The organism is Microbispora sitophila (assembly GCF_014892245.1).
In the GTDB taxonomy this organism is placed as follows: domain Bacteria; phylum Actinomycetota; class Actinomycetes; order Streptosporangiales; family Streptosporangiaceae; genus Microbispora; species Microbispora siamensis.
The window spans coordinates 81,276-102,984 of the sequence record NZ_JADBGC010000035.1; the positions used below are offsets into that span (position 1 = coordinate 81,276).

Consider the following 21,709-nt stretch of genomic DNA (forward strand, 5'->3'; position numbering starts at 1 on the left):
GCTACAACAACAACGGGTCCGGCGTGGCGTTGAAGGCGTTCCGATGCTACGTCTGCTACAAGCGCGTTACGAGCACGAGTCGGTCGACGACGCGCGCCATCGCCTCCACCACTCCCGGGTCGTAGGCCGACCCGCCGTCGAGGCGCAGCCGCTCCAGGGCCGCCGCCGCGCGGTCCCTGTCGGTCGATCCGCCCACGAGGTCGTCGTACGCGTTGGCGGCCTTGATGATGCGGCTGGCCATCGGCGGGGACTCGCCGAGCGTGTCGCACTGCCGCCGGACGATCTCCGCGACGCCGTGGAGGACGCCGGTCTTCCTGATCACCTCGGCGCCCAGCTCGGCGATCCGCCGCGCCTGCGCGGGGTCGGCCAGCACGGTCGCGCCGCCGGGGATCGGGTCGCGCAGCGAGAGCTGGCCGATGTCGTGCATGAGCGCGGCGTACTCCAGCTCCAGCAGCTGCGGCTCCGCCATGCCCAGCTCACGGCCGATCGCGACCGACAGCTGGCTGACGCGGCGCGAGTGGCCCGGCTCGACGTACCCGCCGACCTCGGTGACCCGGCTCAGCGCCCGCACGGTCTGCAGGTAGGTCGCCCGGATGCCGGCGTACTTGCGGAACGCCACCTGCGTGACGAGCAGCGGCGCGGCGAACGCGGGCAGCGCGGTCATGTCCATGCTGTGCGAGGCGAGCGCGAGCAGGATGCCCGACGCCGCGACGGCGGCGCCGAGCGGCGCGGCCATCCTGATCTCGTCCCGTACGGCGACGACGAACGCGGTCCTGACCTGGTCGGCCCGGAGCATGGCCGCGATCACCACGTCGGCCGCGAGCATGACCGTGACGAGCACCGCCATCACGCCGAGCGCCGGCCACCAGTTGCCGTGCCGGTCGGCCGTGTCCCGCGCGAGCTCCCCCAGCGGGCCGGTGAGCGGCCGGTAGGCGAAGGCGAGCAGCGACCCGGCGAGCAGCCGCCGGGCCATCGCGTCGAGACGCGGCGGCCGGCCGACCGCCAGGTGCGGCAGCCCGCCCGCGATCATGCCGACCGCCATCACCGCCACGACCTGCAGGGCCGAATGGTGCGCCGGCCGTCCGCCCACGTCGAGCAGCAGGGCGTACCCGAGGGAGGCGGCGGTGGAGATCGGGGCGACCTCGCGGTTGCCGGGCATCGTGAGCCGGGCCAGCTCCCCGGCGGCGATGAGCGCGCCGAACCCGATGGCGACCCGCGGATCGGTCAGCCCCTCCGCCGTCGTGTGGGCGATCCCCGCCACGGTCAGCATCCCGGCGGCGCAGATGAGCAGGAGCTGGCCCGAGTCGAGCCCCACCGGCCTGGCCGTCAGCCGACGCTCCCTCACCGCTCCGACACCACCTGGATGGGCGTCGTCGGGTCGTCGTGGTCCTTCGCCGTGGTCTCCACGGCGGCGTCGTCCGGCGGGACGGGCACCGGCTGTGCCAGGTCCCAGCCGTGCCGGTCGAGCGCCTTCACGAACGCGCACACCATGTCGGGGTCGAACTGGGTTCCCGCGTTCTTGCGCAGCTCGGCCACCGCGAACTCGATCGACTTGGCCTTTCGGTAGGAGCGGTCGGAGGTCATGGAGTCGAACGCGTCGGCCACCGCGATGATCCGGGCGAACTCGGGGATCTCCGACCCGGCCAGGCCCATCGGGTAGCCCTTTCCGTCATGTCGTTCGTGGTGGTGCATGATCCCGGCGAACGCCTCGTCGAGGAAGTCGATGCCCCTCACGATCTCCAGCCCGCGCATCGGGTGGAGCTGGATCGCGGCGTACTCCTCCTCGGTCAGGCGGCCGTCCTTCTGCAGCACCTTGGTCGGCACGCCGAGCTTGCCCACGTCGTGGAGCATGCCCGCGTACCGGATCGCGCGCAACCGCTCGGTGCCCATACCGATCTCCTCGGCGATCATGGAGGAGGCCGCGGAGACCCGGGTGCAGTGCCCGCGCGTGTAGTAGTCCTTCGTCTCCACCGCCTGGCACAGCGCCGCGATGGTCGCGTCGTACGCCCGCTGCTCGGCGTGGTAGTGCCCCAGCGCCCACCGGGCCACGAACAGCGGCAGCAGCACGAGCACGGCCGAGATCGACTGCACCGTCGACCACAGGGCCGCGATCAGCAGGCCGAAGGTGGCGAAGCCGACGTATGAGCTCAGGAACTGCACCATCGCGCGGAGCGAGACCTGGTCTTTGTGCACCGCGGACGCCAGGCGCAGGATGACCGCGGTCAGCGCGAAGTTGACGGCCACGAAGACCACCGTCGCCGCGGCGTACGGCACCAGGATGCCCGGGAAGTCGGCCGGCTCTGGCAGTTCGGCCCGTCCTCCCGCGCTCTCGTAGGCCCACCCGGCGGCGTACCCGCACAGGGCGTACTGCGCGCCGTTGAACAGCCGTTTCACCATCGGCAGGCCGGGGCGCACGCTCACGACCGCGGCCAGCCCGACCAGGGCCGCGCCCTCCGGGCCGACGAGCACCACGGCGGCCAGCGCCGCGGAGAAGCTCACCGACACCGCGACGTGCGGCACGTTGAGCAGCGTCGGCACCGACTCGCAGAGCAGGAAGAGCAGCGCCAGGACGAGAAGCGCCGACCAGTCCTCCCCCGCGAGCCCGTGATGCGCGAGGAGACCGCGCGTGATCACGAGACCGGCGGTTCCGACGAGTGCGACGAAGTAGACCCTGGCGGGCCACGGAAGTTCCCGCATGGCGGCCACCTTGAATGCGGATCGGACCCGTGGGCCGGCCCTGCCGGACCGGCCCACGGGCAGTGACTACGTCCAGGAGATCCCCGGAGTGCCGGCCGCGAGACCGGCCAGAGCCACCACCGGAGTAAGCAGCGCCAGCGCCACTATCAGCCTGACGACGGTCTTCCCAAGCATTGCGCCGCCTCCACGTCGATGTCGCACTCAGGCTACAGAAGGGCCGATGGCCGGTCCGGGATGTCGCGACCATCGCAGCCAAACCGTAACCAAGCCATCACACCGCGTGCAATTGCACCGGTATGTCAGTGCCTTTTCACGGGGCGAGCCGGGCCATCAGCCGACGGACGTCGTCGTCCACGTCTGCCTGGAGCATCCCGTTGTCGACGCCGGGCGTGCAGCCGTACAGGATGTGCACGCCCGCGGGCGGCCCCTCGGCGTACCCGAAGACCAGCCGGTAGTCACGGTAGTCCGCCTCCGGGCCTCCCCCCTGGCACCCGTGCTCGCTGGGCACGGTGTCGAGGTCGTTGAGCGCCGCGGCGAGCTCCCGGGCCGCCGCCGCGCCGTGCTCGCGCCGGGGCGGCCACTTCTCGCCCCCGTCCAGGCACACGAGGACCCATTCCGGCTCTCCCGGCACCGTGCGCTCGCCCTGTCCACGCCGGTCGCCGCCGCCCCGGCAAGGGTCCTCCGGCCTCGGCAGCCGCCACGTCCCCTCCCGATAGGCGGTGGTCAGGGCCTTCCCGACGTACGAGCGGGTCCGGACCGTGCCGTTCGTCGTCCCGGCGCAGGAGTTCACCTCCTCGGCGCTGCCCACCCACAACGCAGAGCCGTCGGCGTACGCGAACCGGACCAGGTAGTTCGTCATGGGCCCGCCCACCGCCGTACAAGGCCCCTCGACGTCTTCGGTGCTCACCGGCAGGTACGCGAGGTCGCGGGCCATCGCCGCCGCCTGGTCCGTCAGCGTGCGCGACCCGCCCAGCGGTTCGCCGCCCGGATCGGTGTTGGTGCCGGGATAGGCGCAGATCAGCGCCCGGACCGGCGAGCCGGGCACCAGCGACTCGTCCGCGCCGTCCACGTCCGCCGCGGCCGGCACCCAGCCGCCGATGCCGTCGCCGCCCCAGCGCTGCGGGCACGCGTCCGGCACCGCCCTCGGCTCTGCGGCGCACGCGGCCAGTACGGCTCCCGCGCACACGGCGACGACGGCGACAAGGACGGCGGTCCGGCGCGAACGCATCACACCGCTGAGACGTCCGCCCCGGCCGTCCGGTTCGATCCCGATCAGACGAGCGCCTGGCGGGCCCATTCGACGGTGGCCTTGAGGCCGGTGGACAGGTCGTGCCGGGGACGCCAGCCGAGGGCCTCGTACGCCGGAGCCGGGTCGACGGCCATCGCGGGGAGGTCGCCCATCCGACGGGGCTCGAAGCGCGGCTCGTCGGGTGCTCCGGCCGCCGCGGCGACCAGGCTGTGCAGCTCACGGTCGGTGGTCTGGACGCCGGTGCCGAGGTTGACACGGTGGCCGTCGCCGTGCGGCCCGCAGGCGCGGGCGAAGCCGTCCACCACGTCCTCCACGAAGACGTAGTCGCGCGTCTGGGATCCGTCGCCGTACACGACCGTGGGCTTTCCCGCCAGCAGGGCGTCGGTGAAGATGGCGACCACCCCGGCCTCGCCCTCGGGTGACTGACGCGGCCCGTAGACGTTGGACAGCACGAGCGTGGTGTATTCGAGCCCGTGCAGCGCCCGGTAGGTGGCGAGATACAGCTCGCCGCCGAGCTTGGAGGCCGCGTACGGCGAGCGGGGATCGGTGGGGGCGTCGCCCGGGACCGGGATCACGGCCGGCCTGCCGTAGACGGCGACGGAGGACGCGTACACGACCTTGCGGGTTCCGGCGCGCCGGGCGGCCTCCAGGACGTTCACCGTGCCCTCGACGTTGATCCTGGCGTCGGTCACCGGGTCGGCCACGCTCCTGCGGACGCTGATCTGCGCGGCGAGGTGACACACGACCTCCGGCCGCCAGCGCTCGGCGAGCTCCGCGAGCGCGGGGTCGCGCACGTCCATGACGTGCAGGGGGGCGTCGGGGTTGCGCACGTGCCCGGACGACAGGTCGTCCACCACCGCGACCTCGTGGCCGTCCGCCAACAGCCGATCGACGAGGGTGGACCCGATGAACCCCGCCCCGCCCGTGACCAGTGCCCGCATGTCCCCGCCCTTCCCGGCCTGTAACGGAAGATCCTAACGACCATTGCCCCGGTTCGGGCCGATCACGCCTTCCGTGGACCGGGCGCTACTCCGCCAACTCGGCGCGTACCTGCTCGATCCGGGTGAGCACCTTGCTGCGCAGGTCCTGCGGGACGGGGTCGCACCCGCAGTGTTTGGCCACGAGCCGTTTGACGGCCTCCTCGAGGCCGTACTCCTCCAGGCAGGGGCCGCACTCGTCGAGGTGCTTCCTGATCTCGGCGATGCGGTCGCTGTCCAGCTCGCCGTCCAGGTAGGTGTACACCCGGTCGAGCACCTCGCTACACGGGGTGTCGTGGTGGTTCCCGCAGCTCATCGCTCCTCCTCGCCAAGCGTTCCGCCGAGACCCGCGCCACGGGAGTCCGACCGCACGAGACCTCGCTCGCGCGCGTAGTCCTCGAGCTGGTTGCGCAGCTGCCGGCGGCCGCGGTGGAGGCGCGACATCACGGTCCCGATGGGCGTGCCCATGATGTCGGCGATCTCCTTGTACGGGAAGCCCTCCACGTCCGCCAGATAGACGGCGATGCGGAACTCCTCGGGGAGCGCGGCGAGAGCGTCCTTCACGTCGCTGTCGGGAAGGTGCTCGAGCGCCTCGATCTCGGCCGACTTCAGACCGCTGGACGTGTGCGACTCCGCCCGCGCGAGCTGCCAGTCCTCGATCTCCTCGGTGCCCGCCTGCTTGGGCTCCCGTTGCTTCTTCCGGTAGCTGTTGATGAACGTGTTGGTGAGGATGCGGTAGAGCCAGGCCTTGAGGTTCGTCCCCTCCTGGAACTGGTGGAAGGAGGCGAAAGCCTTGGCGAAGGTCTCCTGCAGGAGATCTTCCGCATCCGCTGCGTTTCGGGTCATCCGGAGCGCGGCCGAGTACAACTGGTCGAGAAACGGCATGACGTCGCGCTCGAACCGCTCGCTGCGCTGCTCCAGAGTCTCCTCGGCTGTCTTGGAGACCGGACCCACCCCCTTAAGGACACCGTACCCAGCCGAGGATACCGGCCCGGCAACGTCCAGCCCGTCGAGGCCTTCTGGCAGCACCAACGTCTTCATGCCCAACTGCAACAGGGCGGGCGTAGAGTCTGTTCCCGGTGCAGATTGAGGTGACGAACGACCCGGTGCGGGGAAAAAAGTAAGCACCGGCTTGGTAGCCCGGAAACCGAGTTTCGCTGCCGCACGCCCATGCGCGGGGCAGCCAAGAGTCCAGGAGCCGCTCGTGCTGCCTATACCGGCCAACGAACTCAACGGCTCGGGCACACTCGGGCCGTACTGGACCTTCTATCACGCGGTCGTCGCCGAACAGCTGCGCCAGTGGCTGCCCGGCCGTCCCTCCCTCCTGCTGGACCTGTCCGGCGGACGGGGGCGGTGGCCGGCTCAGGCGGCGCGCGCCGGTCACCGGGTGATCGAGGTCATGGACTTCCGCAGGCCGGCGGAACCGTGGTTGCGCGACGCCTCCGACCGCATACAGAAGGTGCGCGCCGACAACCTCGGCTTCCTGCCCGACGGCTGCGTGGACGGCGTGATCGCCGAGGAGCGCGTGCTGTCGGTCGAGATCATGGCGGAGTCGGTCATCGAGGACGTGGCCCGGGTGCTGCGGCCCGGCGGGCGCGCGCTGCTGTGCGTCGACTCGCTGGTCCTCGGGATGGCGATCCTGGCCGAGCAGAACTACTGGGCGCACCTGTGCCAGACGGGCGAGGTCATGCTCATCCCCTGGCCCGACGGCAGCATCACCCGCTGCTTCACCAGCCAGCAGGTACGCGAGCTGATCACCGGCGCCGGCCTGGAGGTGGAGTGGGTGCGCCCGCGCACGGTCCTGTCGCCCTCCACCGTCGACCACGTGCTGAGCTCGGAGAGCAAGTCGCTGTCCTGGCTGGTCCGCACGGAACTCGAGACCCAGGCCGACGGCGACGACACCGTCGGCATCCACCTGGTGGCCAGCGCCCGCAAGCCGTTGTGAACGCTCTCCCGAACGCCGCTCGGACAGCCGCTCGGAGAGGCGGCCGGGCAGGCGCTCGGGCGGGTCACCGGCGGCGCTCGGCCCGCGACTGGCACTGCACGCAGCGGGCCGCCTCGGGACGGGCCTCCAGCCTGCCCTCGGGAACGAGCGTGCCGCAGTCGACGCAGCGGCCGTAGCCGCCGTCGTCCAGCCGCCGCAGCGCGGCCAGCACGGCCGTACGCTGCCGGGACGCGGCGTCGAGCATGGCCCGGGTCCGGTCGGCGTCGGTGAGGTCGGCTCCCGCGTCGGCGAGGGACCTGTCGTGCCCGGCGGCCGGATCCCCACGCAGCACGCTGATCGACCGGTCGAGCTCGGCGAGCATGCTTTCCAGGCGCATACGCGCGGTCGCGACGTCCACGGATCCGCACCTCCGGGAGTGGGGGAGTCACCCGTCCAGGAGCCCCCGGTCCCCTGGTCGGTCTGCGGCCGGTCACTTTCCGTGCGACCGCTTTCTCGAACGGATGCCCACTTCGCGCGCCGCCTACACCCTCACCGCGGGTCAGAACAGGCGCGGAACGTCGTCGCCCTCCAGGGGCTCGATGAGCTCGGGGCCGTTGTGGCGGACGCTGTTGACGGCGTCCGACACGGCGTACGCCTCCAGCCGGTCCGGGCCGGCCGGGACGAGCAGGCCGGTGGGGTCGGTCACGCGCGGGTCGAGCCACTCCGTCCAGCGGTCGCGCTCGACCATCATCGGCATCCGGTCGTGGATGCGGCCCAGCTTGTCCGTCGCCGTCGTGGTGATCACCGTGCAGGTGCACAGCCACTTCAGCGGGTCGTCGTCCGGACGGGTGGGGTCCTTCCAGAACTCGTACAGGCCGGCCATCGCGAGCACGCCGCCGTCGGCGGGGTGGATGAAGAACGGCTGCTTCCTCTTGCCCTCCAGCGGCATCCACTCGTAGTAGCCGTCCGCAGGGATCAGGCAGCGCCGGGACTTCAGCGCCCTGCGGTAGGACGGCTTCTCCGCCACGGTCTCCACCCTGGCGTTGATCATCCGCGAGCCCACCGACGGATCCTTGGCCCAGCTCGGCACGAGCCCCCACCTGACCACCCGGAGCTGCCTGACGGGCTCGTCGCCCGCGCTCTCGCCGTCGTCGTCCTTCGGCACACGGCTCATGACGGCGTAGACGTTCTTGGTGGGCGCGACGTTGTAGTCGGGCCTGAGCTCGCCGCCGGGCACCTGGTCGGGCACCCCGTCCAGCTCGACCTGGAACTCCTCCAGCAACTCCTGCTTCTTGCGCGCAGACGCGTACCTCCCGCACATGTCACCAAGACTGCCACTCGCGCGGGCCGCACGCGCTCTCGCGACGGTGCGGACAAGCGTGCGCGCACTAAGCTTGCGGCATGGCCACTCCGCAGTCCGCGTCCGGCGGCGCCGTGCCGCACGCCATCGACCAGAACGACGTCGAGAAGAACGCCGCCGCGCCGCTCTGGCCCGCCCCGGTGGCCGCCGAGCCGGTCCGTGCGACGGTCCGGCTGCCCGGCTCGAAGTCGGTGACCAACCGCGCGCTGCTGCTCGCCGCGCTGGCCGACGCCCCCGGCACCGTACGGCTCGCGCTCCGCAGCCGCGACGCCGACCTGATGGCGGCGGCGCTGCGCTCGCTCGGCGCCGAGATGACGCCGTCCAACGAGAGCGCCGACAGCGTGGACTGGTCGGTGACCCCTCATCCCGTACGCGGCGGGGTGTCGATCGACGTCGGCCTGGCCGGGACCGTCATGCGGTTCGTGCCGCCGGTCGCCGCGCTGGCCGACGGACCGGTCTTCTTCGACGGCGACGCGCACGCGCGCAAGCGGCCGATGGGCCCCATCCTGGGCGCGCTACGCGCGCTCGGAGCGTCGGTGGACAACGACACGCTGCCGTTCACGATCCGGGGGCCGATCCCGGGTGGCGAGGTCACCCTCGACGCGTCGGTCTCCTCGCAGATGGTCTCCGGCCTGCTGCTGGCCGCCGCGCGCTTCGAGAAGGGCGTGACGGTGCGGCACAGCGGCCCGCCCGTCCCGTCGATGCCGCACATCGAGATGACCGTGCAGATGCTGCGCCAGGCGGGGGTCGAGGTGGACGACTCCGAGCGCGACGTGTGGCGGGTGCAGCCCGGCCCGATCCGGGCCAGGGACGTCACGGTCGAGCCCGACCTGTCCAACGCCGCCCCCTTCCTCGCGGCGGCCCTGGTCACCGGGGGCTCCATCGTCGTGCCCGACTGGCCGGAGGAGACGACGCAGGGCGGCGACGAGCTTCGCGGGCTGCTCGCCGAGATGGGCGCGCGGGTCGAGCGGGTGCCGGAGGGCCTGCGGGTGACCGGCGAAGGCAGGGTGCGCGGCATCGACGCCGACCTGCACGACGTCAGCGAGCTCACCCCCACGATCGCCGCGCTGGCCGCGCTGGCCGACGGGCCGTCCCGGATCCGGGGCGTGGCCCACATCCGGGGGCACGAGACCGACCGGATCACCGCCCTCGCCACGGAGATCAACCGGCTGGGCGGCGACGCCAGGGAGACCGACGACGGCCTGGAGATCCACCCCCGGCCACTGACCGGCGGCGTCTTCCACTCGTACGCCGACCACCGCATGGCCACGGCGGGCGCGGTCATCGGCCTGGCCGTGCCGGGCGTCGAGGTCGAGGACATCGCGACGACCGCCAAGACGCTGCCCGAGTTCCCGCGCATGTGGGCCGCGATGCTGGGCAGCGAGGAGCGTCGGGCATGAGCGAGCGAAGCGAGCGAATCAGTAGGCACAGCGCTATTCGCTCATGCGAATCCGAGCCGCCAGGCGAGGATGTGGCATGAGCGAGCGAAGCGAGCGAATCAGTAGGCACAGCGCGATTCGCTCATGCGAATCCGAGCCGCCAGGCGAGGATGTGGCATGAGCGAGCGAAGCGAGCGAATCAGTAGGCACAGCGCGATTCGCTCATGCGAATCCGAGCCGCCAGGCGAGGATGTGGCATGAGCGGGGGGCTGGTTCCCGCCGGGCGATCGGGGCGCGGGCGCTGAGAAGGCGGCGGTACGACGAGGACGACGTCAGGGTCAGGCCGGGCAAGGGCTCACGGCCTCGGACCCGGATCCGGCCTGCCCACAGCGAGGCCGTCGAGGGCTTCGTGGTGGCCGTCGACCGGGGGCGCTACACCTGCCTTGTGGGCGAGGGCGTCCCCCGCTCCACGACACCGAAGAAGCGGCGGGGCGAACGGACGCTCGTCGTGGCGATGAAGGCCCGCGAGCTCGGCCGCAAGGGCATCGTCGTGGGCGACCGTGTGGCGCTGGTGGGCGACGTGACCGGGCAGCCCGACACGCTGGCGCGCATCGTCCGCGTGGAGGAGCGCACCTCGATGCTGCGCCGCAGCGCCGACGACGTGGACGACATCGAGCGCCCCATCGTCGCCAACGCCGACCAACTGGTCATCGTCACCGCGCTCGCCGATCCCCCGCCGCGCCCCCGGATGATCGACCGGATGCTCGTCGCGGCCTACGACGCCGACATCGAGCCGCTGCTGTGCCTCACCAAGGCCGACCTGGCCCCCGCCGACGACCTCGTGGCGCTGTACGAGCCCCTCGGCGTGCCGTACGTCGTCGTGCGGAAGGGCGGCCCGCTCGACGACCTGGGCGAGGCGCTCGCGGACCGCGTCAGCGTGCTGGTCGGCCACTCCGGGGTCGGCAAGTCGACCATGGTCAACGCGCTGGTGCCGCACGCCCGCAGGGCCGTGTCCCACGTGAACGCCGTCACCGGCCGGGGCAGGCACACCTCCACCTCCGCGGTCGCCCTGGAACTGCCGGAAGGCGGCTGGATCATCGACACCCCCGGCGTACGCAGCTTCGGGCTCGCCCACATCTCGGTGGAGACCGTGCTCGCCGCCTTCCCCGACCTGGTGGACGCCACGGCCGACTGCCCCAAGGGCTGCACCCACCTCGGGGACGACTGCGCCCTCGACCGCTACGTCGCGGAGGGTCACGCCGATCCCGCGCGCCTGGAGTCCCTGCGGCGCCTGCTCGCCAGCCGTGAGGGCGCTGCCGACGACGACTAGGCCGACGAGAACTAGAAAGACGCGCTCCGGGTGAGAGCGAGCATTACGGCGAGCGCTCCGAGCATGCTCCCCATGACGATCCGCTGAGCTCGCAGCCACGCCGGCCGGTGCGTCAGGAAGCCCGCGACACTTCCGGCGGCGAGCACGATCGACAGGTTCACGGTCGAGGCCACCGCGATCTGGAAAAGGCCGAGAACGACGCCCTGAGCCAGCACGTTCCCCGCTCCAATATCGACGAACTGCGGAATGACGGAGATATACAGAATGGCGATCTTCGGATTGAGCAGGTTCGTCATCAGTCCCATGGCGAAAAGCCGGGACGGCGGGTCGTCCGACACGTCCCGCACGGCGAACACAGAAACGCCACCGGGCTTGATCGTCTTCCAGGCGAGCCATATCAGGTAACCCGCCCCGGCCAGCCGTATCGCGGTGAGAATCTGCGGAACCGCGGCGAACAGCGCCGCCAGGCCGAGATTCGTCGCCGTCAGATAGACGAGGAATCCCGCGACGACTCCGCTCAACGAGATTATCCCGGCCCGGCGTCCCTGGCTGATGCTCCGCGACACGAGATACATCATGTTCGGGCCCGGACTGAGCACCATTCCGAGCGCCACGGACACGACGCCCAGCACCGCCTTCGGTTCGACCATGACGCCGCCCTTTCTTCGCTGGTCATCAGTGCCGGTCCGGACGGCTTTCTCAGGCTATTTCACCATCCACAAAGAATGCAATATTCAATATTGCTCTCGGAGCAATATTGTGTTTGGATGCGTTCACCCTGACGTGGAGAGGAGGCGGCGGTGGAGAGCTACCGGGAGCTGGCCGACGAGGTGGCCGCGGACATCGCGGCCGGGCGGCTCAGGCCGGGAGACCGGTTGCCTCCGCAGCGCGACTTCGCCCGGCGGCGCGGCATCGCCGGCTCCACCGCGGCGCGGGTCTACGCGGAGCTGACCCGCCGCGGCCTGACGGTCGGCGAGGTCGGCCGCGGCACGTTCGTACGCGCCTCCGCCCGGCGTCCCGGAACCGCCCTGGCCGAGCCCAGCGGCACCAGGATCGACCTCGAACTCAACTATCCCGTCATCCCCGATCAGGTTCGGCTGCTCGGGGAGGGCATCGGGCGGCTGCTGCGCCCCGACGTGCTGGAGGCGTCCATGCGGCCGGTGGGCGCGGCGGGCACTCCCCTCGCCCGCGAGGTCGTCGCGGACCTGCTCGCCCGCGCCGGCTGGCGCCCCGACCCGGCACGGGTGCTCTTCGCCGGCAACGGACGCCAGATGATCGCGGCCGTCATCGCCGCGCTGGTCCCGCCGGGCGCGCGGCTGGGCGTCGAGGAGCTCACCTATCCCGTCGTGAAGACGATCGCCACCCGGCTCGGGGTCACCCTCGTGCCCCTGCCGGTCGACGAGGCGGGCCTGGTGCCCGAGGCGGTGGAGAGCGCCGCCCGCAAGGCTCCGCTGAGAGCGGTCTACCTCCAGCCGACGCTGCACAACCCGTTGTCGCTCACCATGCCGGTCGAGCGCCGCACCGAGCTCGCGGCCGTGCTCGCGCGGCTGGACCTGCCCGCGATCGAGGACGGCATCTGGTCGTTCCTCCGGGACGAGCTGCCCCCGCTCGCCGCCGTGGCACCCGAGCGCACGATCCTCGTCGACAGCCTCTCCAAGCGGCTCGCGCCCGGGCTGACCGTCGGATTCGCCGTCGTGCCCGAGGCCGTCGTCCCCAACGTGACCGCGGCGCTGCATTCGGGAGGCTCCGCGCCGCCGCGGTTCGCGCTGGAGGCGGCGGCCCGGCTGACCGGCGACGGCGTCGTGGACTCGCTGAGCAGGGGCAAGCGGCGGGACGCCGAGGCACGGCAGGAGATCGCGACGCGCCACCTCGGCGAGTTCGCCGTCCGCGCCGACCCGCGGTCCTACTACTGCTGGTGGGAGCTCCCGTCGCCGTGGCGGGCGGACACGTTCGTGGCCGCCGCCGCGCGGCACGGCATCGCCGTCACTCCGGCGGCGGCCTTCGCCGTCGGCGACAACCGCACGCCGAACGCCGTCCGCCTCGGCCTGGCCTCACCATCGGCCGAGACGCTGGCACGCGCCCTGGCCACCCTCGCGGGGCTCGCCCGTTCCTCACCGGACGACCTGCTGGCCGAGTGAGCGGTCAGGCCTTGCGGTTGGGGCGCAGGGTCCAGGAGACGGTCATCTCCGAGACGACGACGTCCTCGGCGTTGCGGATCTCGACGCCGACCTCGAACTCGGGCCGCTCCCCCGCGTCCAGCCGGGCGACGACCGCCTCCCGCTCGGCCCGGAGAGTGGCTGCGGCCGTGACCTCGCCCATGGCGAGCTTGCGGTAGCCGATCTTCGCCTCGGTCGCCAGCGGCACGGCCCGGGACAGCTGGTCGCCGAAGGCCGACAGCACGGCCGCGCCCGAGGCGGTCTCGGCCAGCGTGAACAGGGCGCCCGCGTGCGGGCCGCCCACGTGGTTGTGCAGGTCTCCCCGGTCGGCCAGGCGGGCGACCGCCTCACCGCCGCCGATCGAGTCGAACGTGATGCCGAGCAGCCGCGCGAACGGGACGCTGTCGAGCATGAAGGCGCCGATGTCCATGGCCGGGATGTTACCGGCTGGTATGGTTTGGAGCGATCCTTCCTCTGATGTGAGCAGGTCGCGGCACGGTACGTTGGCCCTGTGACGGAGTACCGCGACGACCTGCACCTCGCGCATCTGCTGGCGGACGCCGCCGACGACATCACGATGCGCCGTTTCAAGGCCGTGGACCTCAAGGTCGACACCAAGCCCGACCTCACCCCGGTCAGCGACGCCGACCGGGCCGTGGAGGAGGCGATCCGGGGCACGCTGCGTCGTGCCCGGCCCCGCGATGCCGTCGTGGGCGAGGAGTTCGGCATGACCGGGTACGGCATGCGCTCCTGGATCGTCGACCCGATCGACGGCACCAAGAACTACGTACGCGGAGTCCCCGTGTGGGCCACGCTGATCGCGCTGATGGAGCACGGCAAGGTCGTCGTGGGCGTGGTCTCGGCCCCGGCGCTCGGCCGTCGCTGGTGGGCCGCCAAGGAGAGCGGCGCGTGGACCGGGCGGAGCCTGAGCAAGGCCACGCGCTGCGAGGTGTCCTCGGTCGGCCGCCTCGACGACGCCTCCTTCTCCTTCTCCGACCTGGAGGAATGGGAGAAGGCCGGGCGGCTCGACCCGTTCCTCGACCTCACGAGGGAGTGCTGGCGCACCCGCGGCTACGGCGACTTCTGGTCGCACATGATGGTCGCCGAGGGCGCGGTGGACATCTCCGCCGAGCCCGAGCTGTCCCCCTGGGACATGGCCGCGCTCACGATCATCGTCCAGGAGGCCGGCGGCTCCTGCACCTCGCTCGACGGCACCCTGCCCCTCGACGGCGGCAACCTCGTCTGCACCAACGGTCTGCTCCACGACGAGGTCCTCAAGCGCCTGTCCCCCCGCTGAGCCCTGCTACCCGCTGAGCCCTACAACGCCAGCACGTCGCCCGCGGCCGTGAGGAGGCTGCCGCGGTACGCCTCGCCGAACAGGCAGACGTGCACGGCGAGCGGGTGAAGTTGGTGCAGCGGCACGCGCTCGCGCCAGCCGTCCGCGAGGGGCGCCGCCTCGCGGTAGGCGGCGAGGATCGTGTTGAGGTGCGGCGCCCCGAACAGCGCCAGCATCGCGAGGTCGGTCTCCCTGTGGCCGCCGTGGGCGGCCGGGTCCACCAGCACGACCCCGTCCGCCGACCACAGCAGGTTTCCGCTCCACAGGTCGCCGTGGATCCGGCTCGGCGGCTCGGCCGGCCCGGCGACCTCCGCCACCCGGTCGCACGCCTCCTCGACCAGCTCCGCGTCGGCGGCCGACAGCGCGCCGCGGTCGCGCGCGAGCCGTACGAACGGGAGCACCCGGCGGGACACGTAGAACGACGGCCAGTCCGGCGCGGGCTCGTTGCCCATCGGCAACTCGGCGATGTAGCCGGGCCAGGGGGCGCCGAAGTCCGCCGCACCGGCGGCGTGCAGGGCGGCCAGCTCACGCCCGAACCGCTCGGCGGCCCCGGCCGTCGCGGGGGCGGTGTCGATCCACTCGAGCACCAGCGTGCCGCCGTCCGCGGCGATCACCTCGGGGACGGCGACCGCTCCCGGTTCGGCCAGCCAGCGCAGCCCCGCCGCCTCGCTGTCGAGGACGGCGGACGCGTCCGCGCTCTTCTTGACGAACACCCTGCGGCCGTCGTCGAGCACACCCTCGTGCAGCGTCCAGGCGTGCCCGCCGCCGAGGTTCCTAGTGATCCTCAAGGTACTTCGCCACCCCCTCACAGGCGGCCTCGACCATGCGCAGCACCTCGACGAACCCCTCGCGCCCCCCGTAGTAGGGATCGGGCACCTCGGCACCCTCGGGGGCCGCGGGGTCGAACGACCGCAGCAGCCGGACATCCGCGTCCGGCGGGGCGATCCGCCGTACGGCGCGCAGGTTGTCCTGGTCCATCACGAGGACGAGGTCACGCTCGGCGAACCACGCCCGGTCGAACTGGCGGGCCCGGTGGGACGAGCCGTCGTAGCCGTGGTCGGCCAGCGTGGCCAGGGCCCGCTCGTCCATCGGCTCCCCCGCGTGCCAGCCGCCGGTGCCGGCGCTGTCCACCTCCACGTCGAGCCCGCGTTCGGCCAGCGTACGGCGCAGCACGACCTCGGCCATCGGCGAGCGGCAGATGTTCCCCATGCAGACCAGACATACACGCTTCATGAACTCAATCCTCTCCCATAACGCCCGTGACCTGCTCGTTATCTCTTCCGGGGTCGCACAAGAGCGACTGGGGGCGTTCACTACCCGTTCACCTTTACCAAGGTTTTAGGTCACCTTGGCTCCCTACCGTCCCTGGTGTTGAGAGGACAAGGGGAGGAACAACCGTGAAGTATGCAGGCCGGCTCGCAGCCGCCACTATCGTCGGCGTGCTCTCGCTCGCCGCATGCGGGACCGATGACAACACCGGCACCGCGGGGGGCACCTCCAGCGCCGCCGCTCCCGCCCAGGGCGACGACACCCTGAAGGGCACCATCAACGCCGCCGGCTCCTCGGCCCAGGCGAACGCCATCGCGGAGTGGAAGAAGAACTTCCAGTCGTCGAACCCCGGCGTCAGCATCAACTACAACCCGAGCGGCTCCGGCGCCGGCGTCCAGGCGTTCATCCAGGGCACGGTGGCCTTCGCCGGCTCCGACTCGGCCCTCAAGGATGACAAGGGCGAGCCCGCCCAGGCCGACGCCCGGTGCAAGACCGGCAAGGCGATCAACCTGCCGATGGTGACCGGCCCGGTGGCCGTCGTCTACAACCTGCCGGGTGTGGACGGCCTCCAGCTCTCGCCGAAGACCATCGGCGGCATCTTCAACAGCAAGATCACCAAGTGGGACGACCCGGCCATCAAGGCGGACAACCCCAACGCGAAGCTGCCCTCGACCGCCATCCAGGCGTTCCACCGCTCGGACGAGTCGGGCACCAGCGACAACTTCACCAAGTTCCTCAAGGCCACGGCCGACTGGCCGTACGAGCCGGCCAAGGCCTGGCCGGCCGAGGCGCAGGGCCAGGGCGCCAAGGGCTCGGACGGCATCGCGTCCAGCATCAAGAGCACCGAGGGCGCGATCAGCTACGTCGAGCTCTCCTTCGCCGAGAACTCGCAGCTGCAGAAGGCCAAGGTCGCCAACGGCTCCGGCGAGTTCGTGGAGCTCAGCCCGGAGAGCGCCGCCAAGACCGTCGAGGCCGCGGAGATCACGGGCACCGGCAACGACCTCAAGCTCTCGATCGACTATGCCACCAAGGCCGCGGGCGCCTACCCGATCGTGCTCGTGACGTACGAGATCACCTGTGAGAAGGGCCTGTCGGCGGACGACGCGAAGCTGGTCAAGTCGTTCCTGACCTACACCTCCAGCGACGAGGGCCAGCAGGCGCTGACCAGCCTCGGCTACGCGCCGCTGCCGTCGAGCCTGCTCACCAAGGTCCGCACCGCGGTCGAGGCCATCTCCTAACAGATGACGACATCAACCAGAACCAGGGAGAGCGGGCCGGCCATGCGCCGGTCCGCCTTCCGGCGCAGCCGCGGCGACGGCCCGTTCCGCTTCGCCTCGACCGGGGCCGGTGTCGTCCTTCTGGCGATCATGGCCGCGATCGGGGTGTTCCTGGTCGTCAAGGCCGTCCCCGCCCTCCAGGCGAACACGTCCCACTTCCTGACCGAGCTGACCTGGCAGCCGAACGCCACCGAGCCCGTCTTCGGCATCGGGGCGCTCGCCTTCGGCACCGTGCTGAGCTCGCTGCTCGCGCTGGTCATCGCCACCCCGGTGGCGGTCGGGGTCGCGTTGTTCATCTCGCACTACGCGCCCCGGCGGCTCGCGTCCGTCCTGGGCTACGTGGTGGACCTCCTCGCGGCGGTCCCCAGCGTGGTGTACGGCCTGTGGGGCGTCGCCTTCCTCGTGCCGTTCATGCTCGGCCCGTCGAAGTTCCTCAACGACTACCTCGGCTGGATCCCGCTGTTCGGCGGCGACACCGTGGTCGGCAAGAGCATGCTCACCGCGTCGCTCGTGCTCGCGATCATGATCCTCCCCATCATCGCCGCGATCTCCCGCGAGGTCTTCCTGCAGGCCCCCAAGATGCAGGAAGAGGCCGCGCTGGCGCTCGGCGCGACGCGCTGGGAGATGATCAGGATGTCGGTCCTGCCGTTCGGCCGGCCCGGCGTCATCAGCGCCGCCATGCTCGGCCTCGGCCGCGCCATGGGCGAGACCATCGCGGTCGCGCTCATCTTCCCGGCGACGTTCAAGATCTCGTTCCAGATCCTCGGCCCGTACGGCAACAGCATCGCCGCCAACATCGCCAACGGCTTCGGCGAGGCGACCGAGGTGGGCCGCGGCGCGCTGATCGCCTCGGGTCTCGTCCTGTTCCTCATCACCCTGCTGGTGAACATGGCCGCCCGCTTCGTCATCGCCCGCCGCAAGGAGTACGCGAGGGCCGCAGCGTGACCGTACAGACCGGAATCCAACCCATCTCCGCCGCCCGGCGGGCGAAGGACCGCCTCGTCCAGGTGCTCGTCTACCTGGCGTTCGCGCTCGCGGTCATCCCGCTGCTGTCGGTGCTGTGGCTCGTCGTCAAGAACGGCATCGGCCGCTTCGACATGGAGTTCCTCACCCACTCCATGCGCAACATCGGGGCGCGAGACGCAGGCGGCGGCGCCTACCACGCCATCATCGGGACACTCGAACAGGTCCTGCTCGCCTCGCTCATCGCGGTCCCGATCGGCCTGCTCACCGCCGTCTACCTCGTCGAGTACGGCGAGGGCGGGCGACTGTCACGCATAATCAGCTTCTTCGTGGACGTCATGACCGGCGTCCCTTCCGTGGTTTCCGGGCTCTTCATCCTGGCCTTCTGGATCCTCGTGCTCGGCATGCCGTTCTCCGGCTTCGCCGGCGCGCTCGCCCTGTCGATCCTGATGATGCCGGTCGTGGTCAGGTCCGCCGAGGAGATGCTCCGCCTGGTGCCGCGGGAGCTGCGCGAGGCGTCGTACGCGCTGGGCGTGCCCAAGTGGCGCACCATCGTCAAGGTCGTGCTGCCCACGGCCTTCACCGGGATCGTGACCGGCGTCATGCTGGCCGTCGCCCGCGTCGCCGGTGAGACCGCGCCGCTGCTGCTGACCGTCTTCATCACCGACTCCATCAACAACGACCCGTTCAACGGGCCTCAGATGGGGCTTCCGCTGTACGTCTTCGATCAGGCCGGCCGTCCCACGGACACCGCGATCAACCGGGCCTGGACCGGCGCGCTCACGCTGATCCTGATCGTCATGCTGCTCAACCTGGTCGCGCGCCTCATCACCTGGTGGCGTTCGCCCGCGAGGAGGAGGTAAGGAATGGCCAAGCAGATCGAGGTCGCGGGCCTCGACGCCTACTACGGCTCGCACAAGGCGATCGAAGGCATCTCGATGACGATCGAGCCACGGTCGGTGACGGCCTTCATCGGCCCCTCGGGGTGCGGGAAGTCCACGTTCCTGCGGACCCTCAACCGGATGCACGAGGTCATCCCCGGCGCCCGGGTCGAGGGCAAGGTCCGCCTCGAGGACCAGGACCTGTACGGCGCGGACGTCGACCCGGTGTCGGTCCGCAGGACCATCGGCATGGTGTTCCAGCGGCCGAACCCCTTCCCCACGATGTCCATCTTCGACAACGTGGCCGCGGGCCTGCGGCTCAACGGCCGTCACTCCCGGTCGGAACTGGACGGCATCGTCGAGGAGTCGCTCAAGGGCGCCAACCTCTGGAACGAGGTCAAGGACCGGCTCAACAAGCCGGGCGCGGGCCTGTCCGGCGGTCAGCAGCAGCGCCTGTGCATCGCCCGCGCCATCGCCGTACGCCCGCAGGTGCTGCTCATGGACGAGCCGTGCTCGGCGCTCGACCCCATCTCGACGCTGGCGATCGAGGACCTGATCTCGCAGCTCAAGCAGGACTACACGATCGTGATCGTGACCCACAACATGCAGCAGGCCGCCCGGGTCAGCGACAAGACCGCGTTCTTCAACCTCGCCGCGCAGGGTCAGCCCGGCAAGCTCGTCGAGATGGACGAGACCTCGAAGATCTTCACCAATCCGGCCGAGAAGGCGACCGAGGACTACATCACGGGCCGCTTCGGCTGACGACCGCTTCCGGCTGACAGCATTGGAGGGACCTGGGTGACGGCACCCGCAGTGGAGGGGGACACTCGGACGGCGCCCATGCTCCTGGTGGCCGATCCGGACGCGGGCCTGGTGCGGCAGCTCTCGGCGGCCATGCAGGCCGAGGGCGTCGACGTGACCGGCGTACCGGACGGCGCCCAGGCGCTGCTGCAGGCCGGGGCGCTCCGGCCCGACGCCGTGCTGATCTGCGCCTCCCTTCCCATCGTCGGCCCCGTCGACTTCGTCCGCGCCGTACGGCTCATGCGAACCGTGCCCGTCCTGCTCGGCATCGACTTCGGGAGCGACGCCGAGCAGGCACTGCAGGCCCTGGAGGCGGGCGCCACGGCCTGCGTGGCCAGGCCATATCGCGTGCCCGAGCTTCTCCCCCTCGTCCAGGCGGCCTTCCGCCGGCAGGACAGCCACCGGACCGTGCTGACGATCGGCGACGTGGAGCTCGACGTGACGGCGTACCAGGTGAAGGTCGGCGGGCGCGTCGTGCACCTGCCGCTGCGCGAGTTCGAGCTGCTGCACTACCTGATGCGCAACGCGGACAGAACGGTCACCCGCGAGCAGATCATGCGCAACGTCTGGCACTCGACCGACGGGATGTCGACCAACACCATCGCCGTCCACGTCAAGCGCCTGCGCGCGCGGCTGGGCGACGTGGAGGACACGATGATCCAGACCGTCCGAGGAGTCGGGTATCGGCTGGTCAGCGGGTGAGAGTCTCCGGCCTCAGGAGAAGACCCGAGTGAGGTGTGCCAGACCGGCGTCCGCGTACGCCCGGGCGCCTGTCTGCAGGCCGTACGCGACGTCCTCCAGCAGCGCGCACCGCGCGTAGAAGACCGCCCGCTCGTGGCCGGCGTCGTCGTGGCGGCCCCGGTAGTGCGCCAGCGTCCGCTCGTAGATCTCGGGTCCGAGGTCCCGGTAGACGAGCGCGAGGTCGTACGCGGGATCGGCGATGGCCGCGTCCGTCCAGTCGATGACCCCCGTCACGGCGCTCGCCTCGACGTCCACCAGTAAGTGCTCGCTGCCCAGGTCGTTGTGGCAGAACGTCAGCCCGCCGGGCTCGTCGGGCTCGTCGGGCGCCGTGGTGCCGAGAAAGCCCTCGACCAGCCGCCGGGCGGCCGGCGGCACGTGGGCCACGATGTCCCGGTAGTGCCCTTCGGCCTCTTCCAGGAGCTCGGTCATCGGATAGGCGTCACGCGGCACGAACGCTTCCATCCGCTCCACCGGCGCCGCGTGGACCCGGCTGAGGAACTCGCCCAGGGGAGCCGCCAGGCGCGCGGGCTCCCTGACCGGGTGCAGGTTCAGCGGACGTCCGGGCAGCTTGCGGTACGCGAGGACGCCCGCCTCCTCGTCCACGAGGATCGGCTGCGGCACCGGCAGCGGCGACAGCTCGCTCACTGCGGCGAGCAACCCCGCCTCTCTCCTCACCATTTCGGCGCGGACAGCCGAATCGCCGGTCTTGCTCTGCCGTACGACGAGCTCACCGTTGACCTCGTACGCCGCGTTGTCCTGTCCCTCACCCAGCCGTTCTACGGTTCTGACCGCGTAGCCGGACAGGTGGCGGGCCAGCAAACGGATGATTCGCTCGGTCACCTCCGTAACCCTAGCCATAGGTAGGTACGAGATCGCGTCGGCCGAAGCTTGAAAGATGCCGCGGTGGGGGTTCGGTGGGGTCTGTGGGTCCGGTGGTGGGGTGTGTTGGTCATTTGGAGTGGGACGTGGTTTGGAGTGGGACGTCGTGTGTGCCGGGGACGTCGTGTGTGCCGGGGACGTCGTGTGGGGTGGGACACCGTCTGGGGTGGGACACCGTGTGGGCCGGGGACGCGTGTGGGGTGGGACGTGGTTTGGGGTGGGACGTCACTGCGCCGGTCGGAAGGTCCGGTCCTCGCGAAGCCCGCTCCGCTGGGCCTTCGCTGCGGTCCTCCCTCCCGCCCGCTCCGCTCCTCCCCTGTGCCAGCTCGCCCCACCCCTGGGCGGCCCCCCGCCCCCCGTCAGCAGCTATGGCGCCGGCCTCCGCCAGTCCCCGCGTGGCGTGCAGTCGCACCCCGGGAACGCCGTCACCACTCCCCGCGGACACCCTCACGCACGCCCCGGAACGCACCCCGCCGCCCGTCCACGCGCT

At 71.1% G+C, this 21,709-nt stretch carries 23 protein-coding genes; 10 read left to right on the forward strand and 13 right to left on the reverse strand.

Annotated features, from left to right (window positions below):
• Window positions 1–55: 55 nt before the first annotated feature.
• The 6 genes from IL992_RS41190 to IL992_RS41215 form a co-directional block, all read right to left on the reverse strand.
• A complete protein-coding gene (locus tag IL992_RS41190) occupies window positions 56–1,345 on the reverse strand; it encodes an HD-GYP domain-containing protein (protein ID WP_319019156.1) in 1,290 nt (429 codons plus the stop codon).
• On the reverse strand, window positions 1,342–2,697 hold the full coding sequence (locus IL992_RS41195; protein ID WP_193208711.1) for an HD-GYP domain-containing protein: 1,356 nt from the start codon (window positions 2,695–2,697) through the stop codon (window positions 1,342–1,344). Before IL992_RS41195 ends, IL992_RS41190 begins: the two co-directional genes overlap by 4 nt.
• Before the next feature lie 310 nt (window positions 2,698–3,007).
• Complete coding sequence (locus IL992_RS41200) at window positions 3,008–3,925, reverse strand: hypothetical protein (protein ID WP_193208712.1); 918 nt, start codon at window positions 3,923–3,925, stop codon at window positions 3,008–3,010.
• Window positions 3,926–3,969: 44 nt separating this feature from the next.
• Window positions 3,970–4,887: an NAD-dependent epimerase/dehydratase family protein gene (locus tag IL992_RS41205; protein WP_193208713.1), complete on the reverse strand. Its 918-nt coding sequence runs from the start codon at window positions 4,885–4,887 to the stop codon at window positions 3,970–3,972.
• 85 nt (window positions 4,888–4,972) lie between these two features.
• Window positions 4,973–5,239, reverse strand: a complete 267-nt coding sequence (gene rsrA / locus IL992_RS41210; protein WP_193208714.1) for a mycothiol system anti-sigma-R factor — start codon at window positions 5,237–5,239, stop codon at window positions 4,973–4,975.
• The gene (locus tag IL992_RS41215) at window positions 5,236–5,877 is read right to left on the reverse strand and encodes a sigma-70 family RNA polymerase sigma factor (protein ID WP_079316278.1); all 642 of its coding nucleotides are present in this window, start codon (window positions 5,875–5,877) and stop codon (window positions 5,236–5,238) included. Before IL992_RS41215 ends, rsrA begins: the two co-directional genes overlap by 4 nt.
• A gap of 250 nt (window positions 5,878–6,127) precedes the next feature.
• Between IL992_RS41215 and IL992_RS41220 the strand changes: the two genes are divergently transcribed.
• Complete coding sequence (locus tag IL992_RS41220) at window positions 6,128–6,868, forward strand: class I SAM-dependent methyltransferase (RefSeq protein WP_193208715.1); 741 nt, start codon at window positions 6,128–6,130, stop codon at window positions 6,866–6,868.
• Between the two features lie 64 nt (window positions 6,869–6,932).
• Here the strand turns inward: IL992_RS41220 and IL992_RS41225 are convergent, their stop codons facing one another.
• On the reverse strand, window positions 6,933–7,265 hold the full coding sequence (locus tag IL992_RS41225; protein WP_142651244.1) for a TraR/DksA family transcriptional regulator: 333 nt from the start codon (window positions 7,263–7,265) through the stop codon (window positions 6,933–6,935).
• A 141-nt stretch (window positions 7,266–7,406) separates the two neighbouring features.
• A complete protein-coding gene (locus IL992_RS41230) occupies window positions 7,407–8,168 on the reverse strand; it encodes an SOS response-associated peptidase (protein WP_193208716.1) in 762 nt (253 codons plus the stop codon).
• A gap of 80 nt (window positions 8,169–8,248) precedes the next feature.
• Between IL992_RS41230 and aroA the strand changes: the two genes are divergently transcribed.
• Together aroA and rsgA are read left to right on the forward strand one after the other, a co-directional pair.
• The gene (gene aroA, locus IL992_RS41235; protein WP_193208717.1) at window positions 8,249–9,607 is read left to right on the forward strand and encodes a 3-phosphoshikimate 1-carboxyvinyltransferase; all 1,359 of its coding nucleotides are present in this window, start codon (window positions 8,249–8,251) and stop codon (window positions 9,605–9,607) included.
• A 229-nt stretch (window positions 9,608–9,836) separates the two neighbouring features.
• Window positions 9,837–10,916, forward strand: a complete 1,080-nt coding sequence (rsgA, locus tag IL992_RS41240; protein ID WP_193208718.1) for a ribosome small subunit-dependent GTPase A — start codon at window positions 9,837–9,839, stop codon at window positions 10,914–10,916.
• An 11-nt stretch (window positions 10,917–10,927) separates the two neighbouring features.
• Here the strand turns inward: rsgA and IL992_RS41245 are convergent, their stop codons facing one another.
• The gene (locus IL992_RS41245) at window positions 10,928–11,566 is read right to left on the reverse strand and encodes a LysE family translocator (RefSeq protein ID WP_193208719.1); all 639 of its coding nucleotides are present in this window, start codon (window positions 11,564–11,566) and stop codon (window positions 10,928–10,930) included.
• Between the two features lie 150 nt (window positions 11,567–11,716).
• On the opposite strand from IL992_RS41245, the gene IL992_RS41250 reads away from it, so the two are divergent.
• Window positions 11,717–13,054, forward strand: coding sequence for an aminotransferase-like domain-containing protein (locus tag IL992_RS41250; protein WP_193208720.1), 1,338 nt, complete (start codon window positions 11,717–11,719; stop codon window positions 13,052–13,054).
• A gap of 4 nt (window positions 13,055–13,058) precedes the next feature.
• On the opposite strand, the gene IL992_RS41255 is transcribed toward IL992_RS41250, so the two are convergent.
• Complete coding sequence (locus IL992_RS41255; RefSeq protein WP_193208721.1) at window positions 13,059–13,502, reverse strand: DUF4442 domain-containing protein; 444 nt, start codon at window positions 13,500–13,502, stop codon at window positions 13,059–13,061.
• Between the two features lie 81 nt (window positions 13,503–13,583).
• Here IL992_RS41255 and hisN point away from each other — a divergent pair, with 81 nt between their 5' ends.
• The gene (gene hisN / locus IL992_RS41260) at window positions 13,584–14,369 is read left to right on the forward strand and encodes a histidinol-phosphatase (protein WP_193208722.1); all 786 of its coding nucleotides are present in this window, start codon (window positions 13,584–13,586) and stop codon (window positions 14,367–14,369) included.
• Window positions 14,370–14,389: 20 nt separating this feature from the next.
• Here hisN and IL992_RS41265 read toward each other — a convergent pair whose 3' ends face one another.
• Both IL992_RS41265 and IL992_RS41270 read right to left on the reverse strand, forming a co-directional pair.
• The gene (locus tag IL992_RS41265; RefSeq protein WP_193208723.1) at window positions 14,390–15,196 is read right to left on the reverse strand and encodes a fructosamine kinase family protein; all 807 of its coding nucleotides are present in this window, start codon (window positions 15,194–15,196) and stop codon (window positions 14,390–14,392) included.
• Window positions 15,183–15,641, reverse strand: coding sequence for a low molecular weight protein-tyrosine-phosphatase (locus IL992_RS41270; protein WP_193208724.1), 459 nt, complete (start codon window positions 15,639–15,641; stop codon window positions 15,183–15,185). The genes IL992_RS41265 and IL992_RS41270 overlap by 14 nt, the downstream gene beginning before the upstream one ends.
• 164 nt (window positions 15,642–15,805) lie before the next feature.
• On the opposite strand from IL992_RS41270, the gene pstS reads away from it, so the two are divergent.
• Genes pstS through IL992_RS41295 form a run of 5 tightly spaced genes read left to right on the forward strand, consistent with a single transcriptional unit; the run spans window position 15,806 to window position 20,301 of the window.
• The gene (gene pstS, locus IL992_RS41275) at window positions 15,806–16,915 is read left to right on the forward strand and encodes a phosphate ABC transporter substrate-binding protein PstS (RefSeq protein WP_193208725.1); all 1,110 of its coding nucleotides are present in this window, start codon (window positions 15,806–15,808) and stop codon (window positions 16,913–16,915) included.
• 3 nt (window positions 16,916–16,918) lie between these two features.
• Window positions 16,919–17,899: a phosphate ABC transporter permease subunit PstC gene (pstC, locus tag IL992_RS41280; protein ID WP_193208726.1), complete on the forward strand. Its 981-nt coding sequence runs from the start codon at window positions 16,919–16,921 to the stop codon at window positions 17,897–17,899.
• Window positions 17,896–18,780, forward strand: a complete 885-nt coding sequence (pstA, locus tag IL992_RS41285) for a phosphate ABC transporter permease PstA (protein ID WP_193208727.1) — start codon at window positions 17,896–17,898, stop codon at window positions 18,778–18,780. Before pstC ends, pstA begins: the two co-directional genes overlap by 4 nt.
• 3 nt (window positions 18,781–18,783) lie before the next feature.
• On the forward strand, window positions 18,784–19,560 hold the full coding sequence (pstB, locus tag IL992_RS41290; protein ID WP_079316264.1) for a phosphate ABC transporter ATP-binding protein PstB: 777 nt from the start codon (window positions 18,784–18,786) through the stop codon (window positions 19,558–19,560).
• 36 nt (window positions 19,561–19,596) lie between these two features.
• A complete protein-coding gene (locus tag IL992_RS41295) occupies window positions 19,597–20,301 on the forward strand; it encodes a response regulator transcription factor (protein ID WP_319019157.1) in 705 nt (234 codons plus the stop codon).
• Window positions 20,302–20,313: 12 nt separating this feature from the next.
• Here IL992_RS41295 and IL992_RS41300 read toward each other — a convergent pair whose 3' ends face one another.
• On the reverse strand, window positions 20,314–21,180 hold the full coding sequence (locus IL992_RS41300; RefSeq protein ID WP_319019158.1) for a phosphotransferase family protein: 867 nt from the start codon (window positions 21,178–21,180) through the stop codon (window positions 20,314–20,316).
• Window positions 21,181–21,709 lie beyond the last annotated feature (529 nt).

Coding starts and splice junctions, on each gene's coding strand:
- rsgA (WP_193208718.1), top strand. CDS start 9,837: ATGTGGCATGAGCGGGGGGCTGGTTCCCGCCGGGCGATCGGGGCGCGG.
- rsrA (WP_193208714.1), bottom strand. CDS start 5,239: ATGAGCTGCGGGAACCACCACGACACCCCGTGTAGCGAGGTGCTCGAC.
- IL992_RS41245 (WP_193208719.1), bottom strand. CDS start 11,566: ATGGTCGAACCGAAGGCGGTGCTGGGCGTCGTGTCCGTGGCGCTCGGA.
- IL992_RS41200 (WP_193208712.1), bottom strand. CDS start 3,925: ATGCGTTCGCGCCGGACCGCCGTCCTTGTCGCCGTCGTCGCCGTGTGC.
- IL992_RS41205 (WP_193208713.1), bottom strand. CDS start 4,887: ATGCGGGCACTGGTCACGGGCGGGGCGGGGTTCATCGGGTCCACCCTC.
- IL992_RS41230 (WP_193208716.1), bottom strand. CDS start 8,168: ATGTGCGGGAGGTACGCGTCTGCGCGCAAGAAGCAGGAGTTGCTGGAG.
- IL992_RS41270 (WP_193208724.1), bottom strand. CDS start 15,641: ATGAAGCGTGTATGTCTGGTCTGCATGGGGAACATCTGCCGCTCGCCG.
- pstB (WP_079316264.1), top strand. CDS start 18,784: ATGGCCAAGCAGATCGAGGTCGCGGGCCTCGACGCCTACTACGGCTCG.
- aroA (WP_193208717.1), top strand. CDS start 8,249: ATGGCCACTCCGCAGTCCGCGTCCGGCGGCGCCGTGCCGCACGCCATC.
- IL992_RS41195 (WP_193208711.1), bottom strand. CDS start 2,697: ATGCGGGAACTTCCGTGGCCCGCCAGGGTCTACTTCGTCGCACTCGTC.
- IL992_RS41255 (WP_193208721.1), bottom strand. CDS start 13,502: ATGGACATCGGCGCCTTCATGCTCGACAGCGTCCCGTTCGCGCGGCTG.
- pstC (WP_193208726.1), top strand. CDS start 16,919: ATGACGACATCAACCAGAACCAGGGAGAGCGGGCCGGCCATGCGCCGG.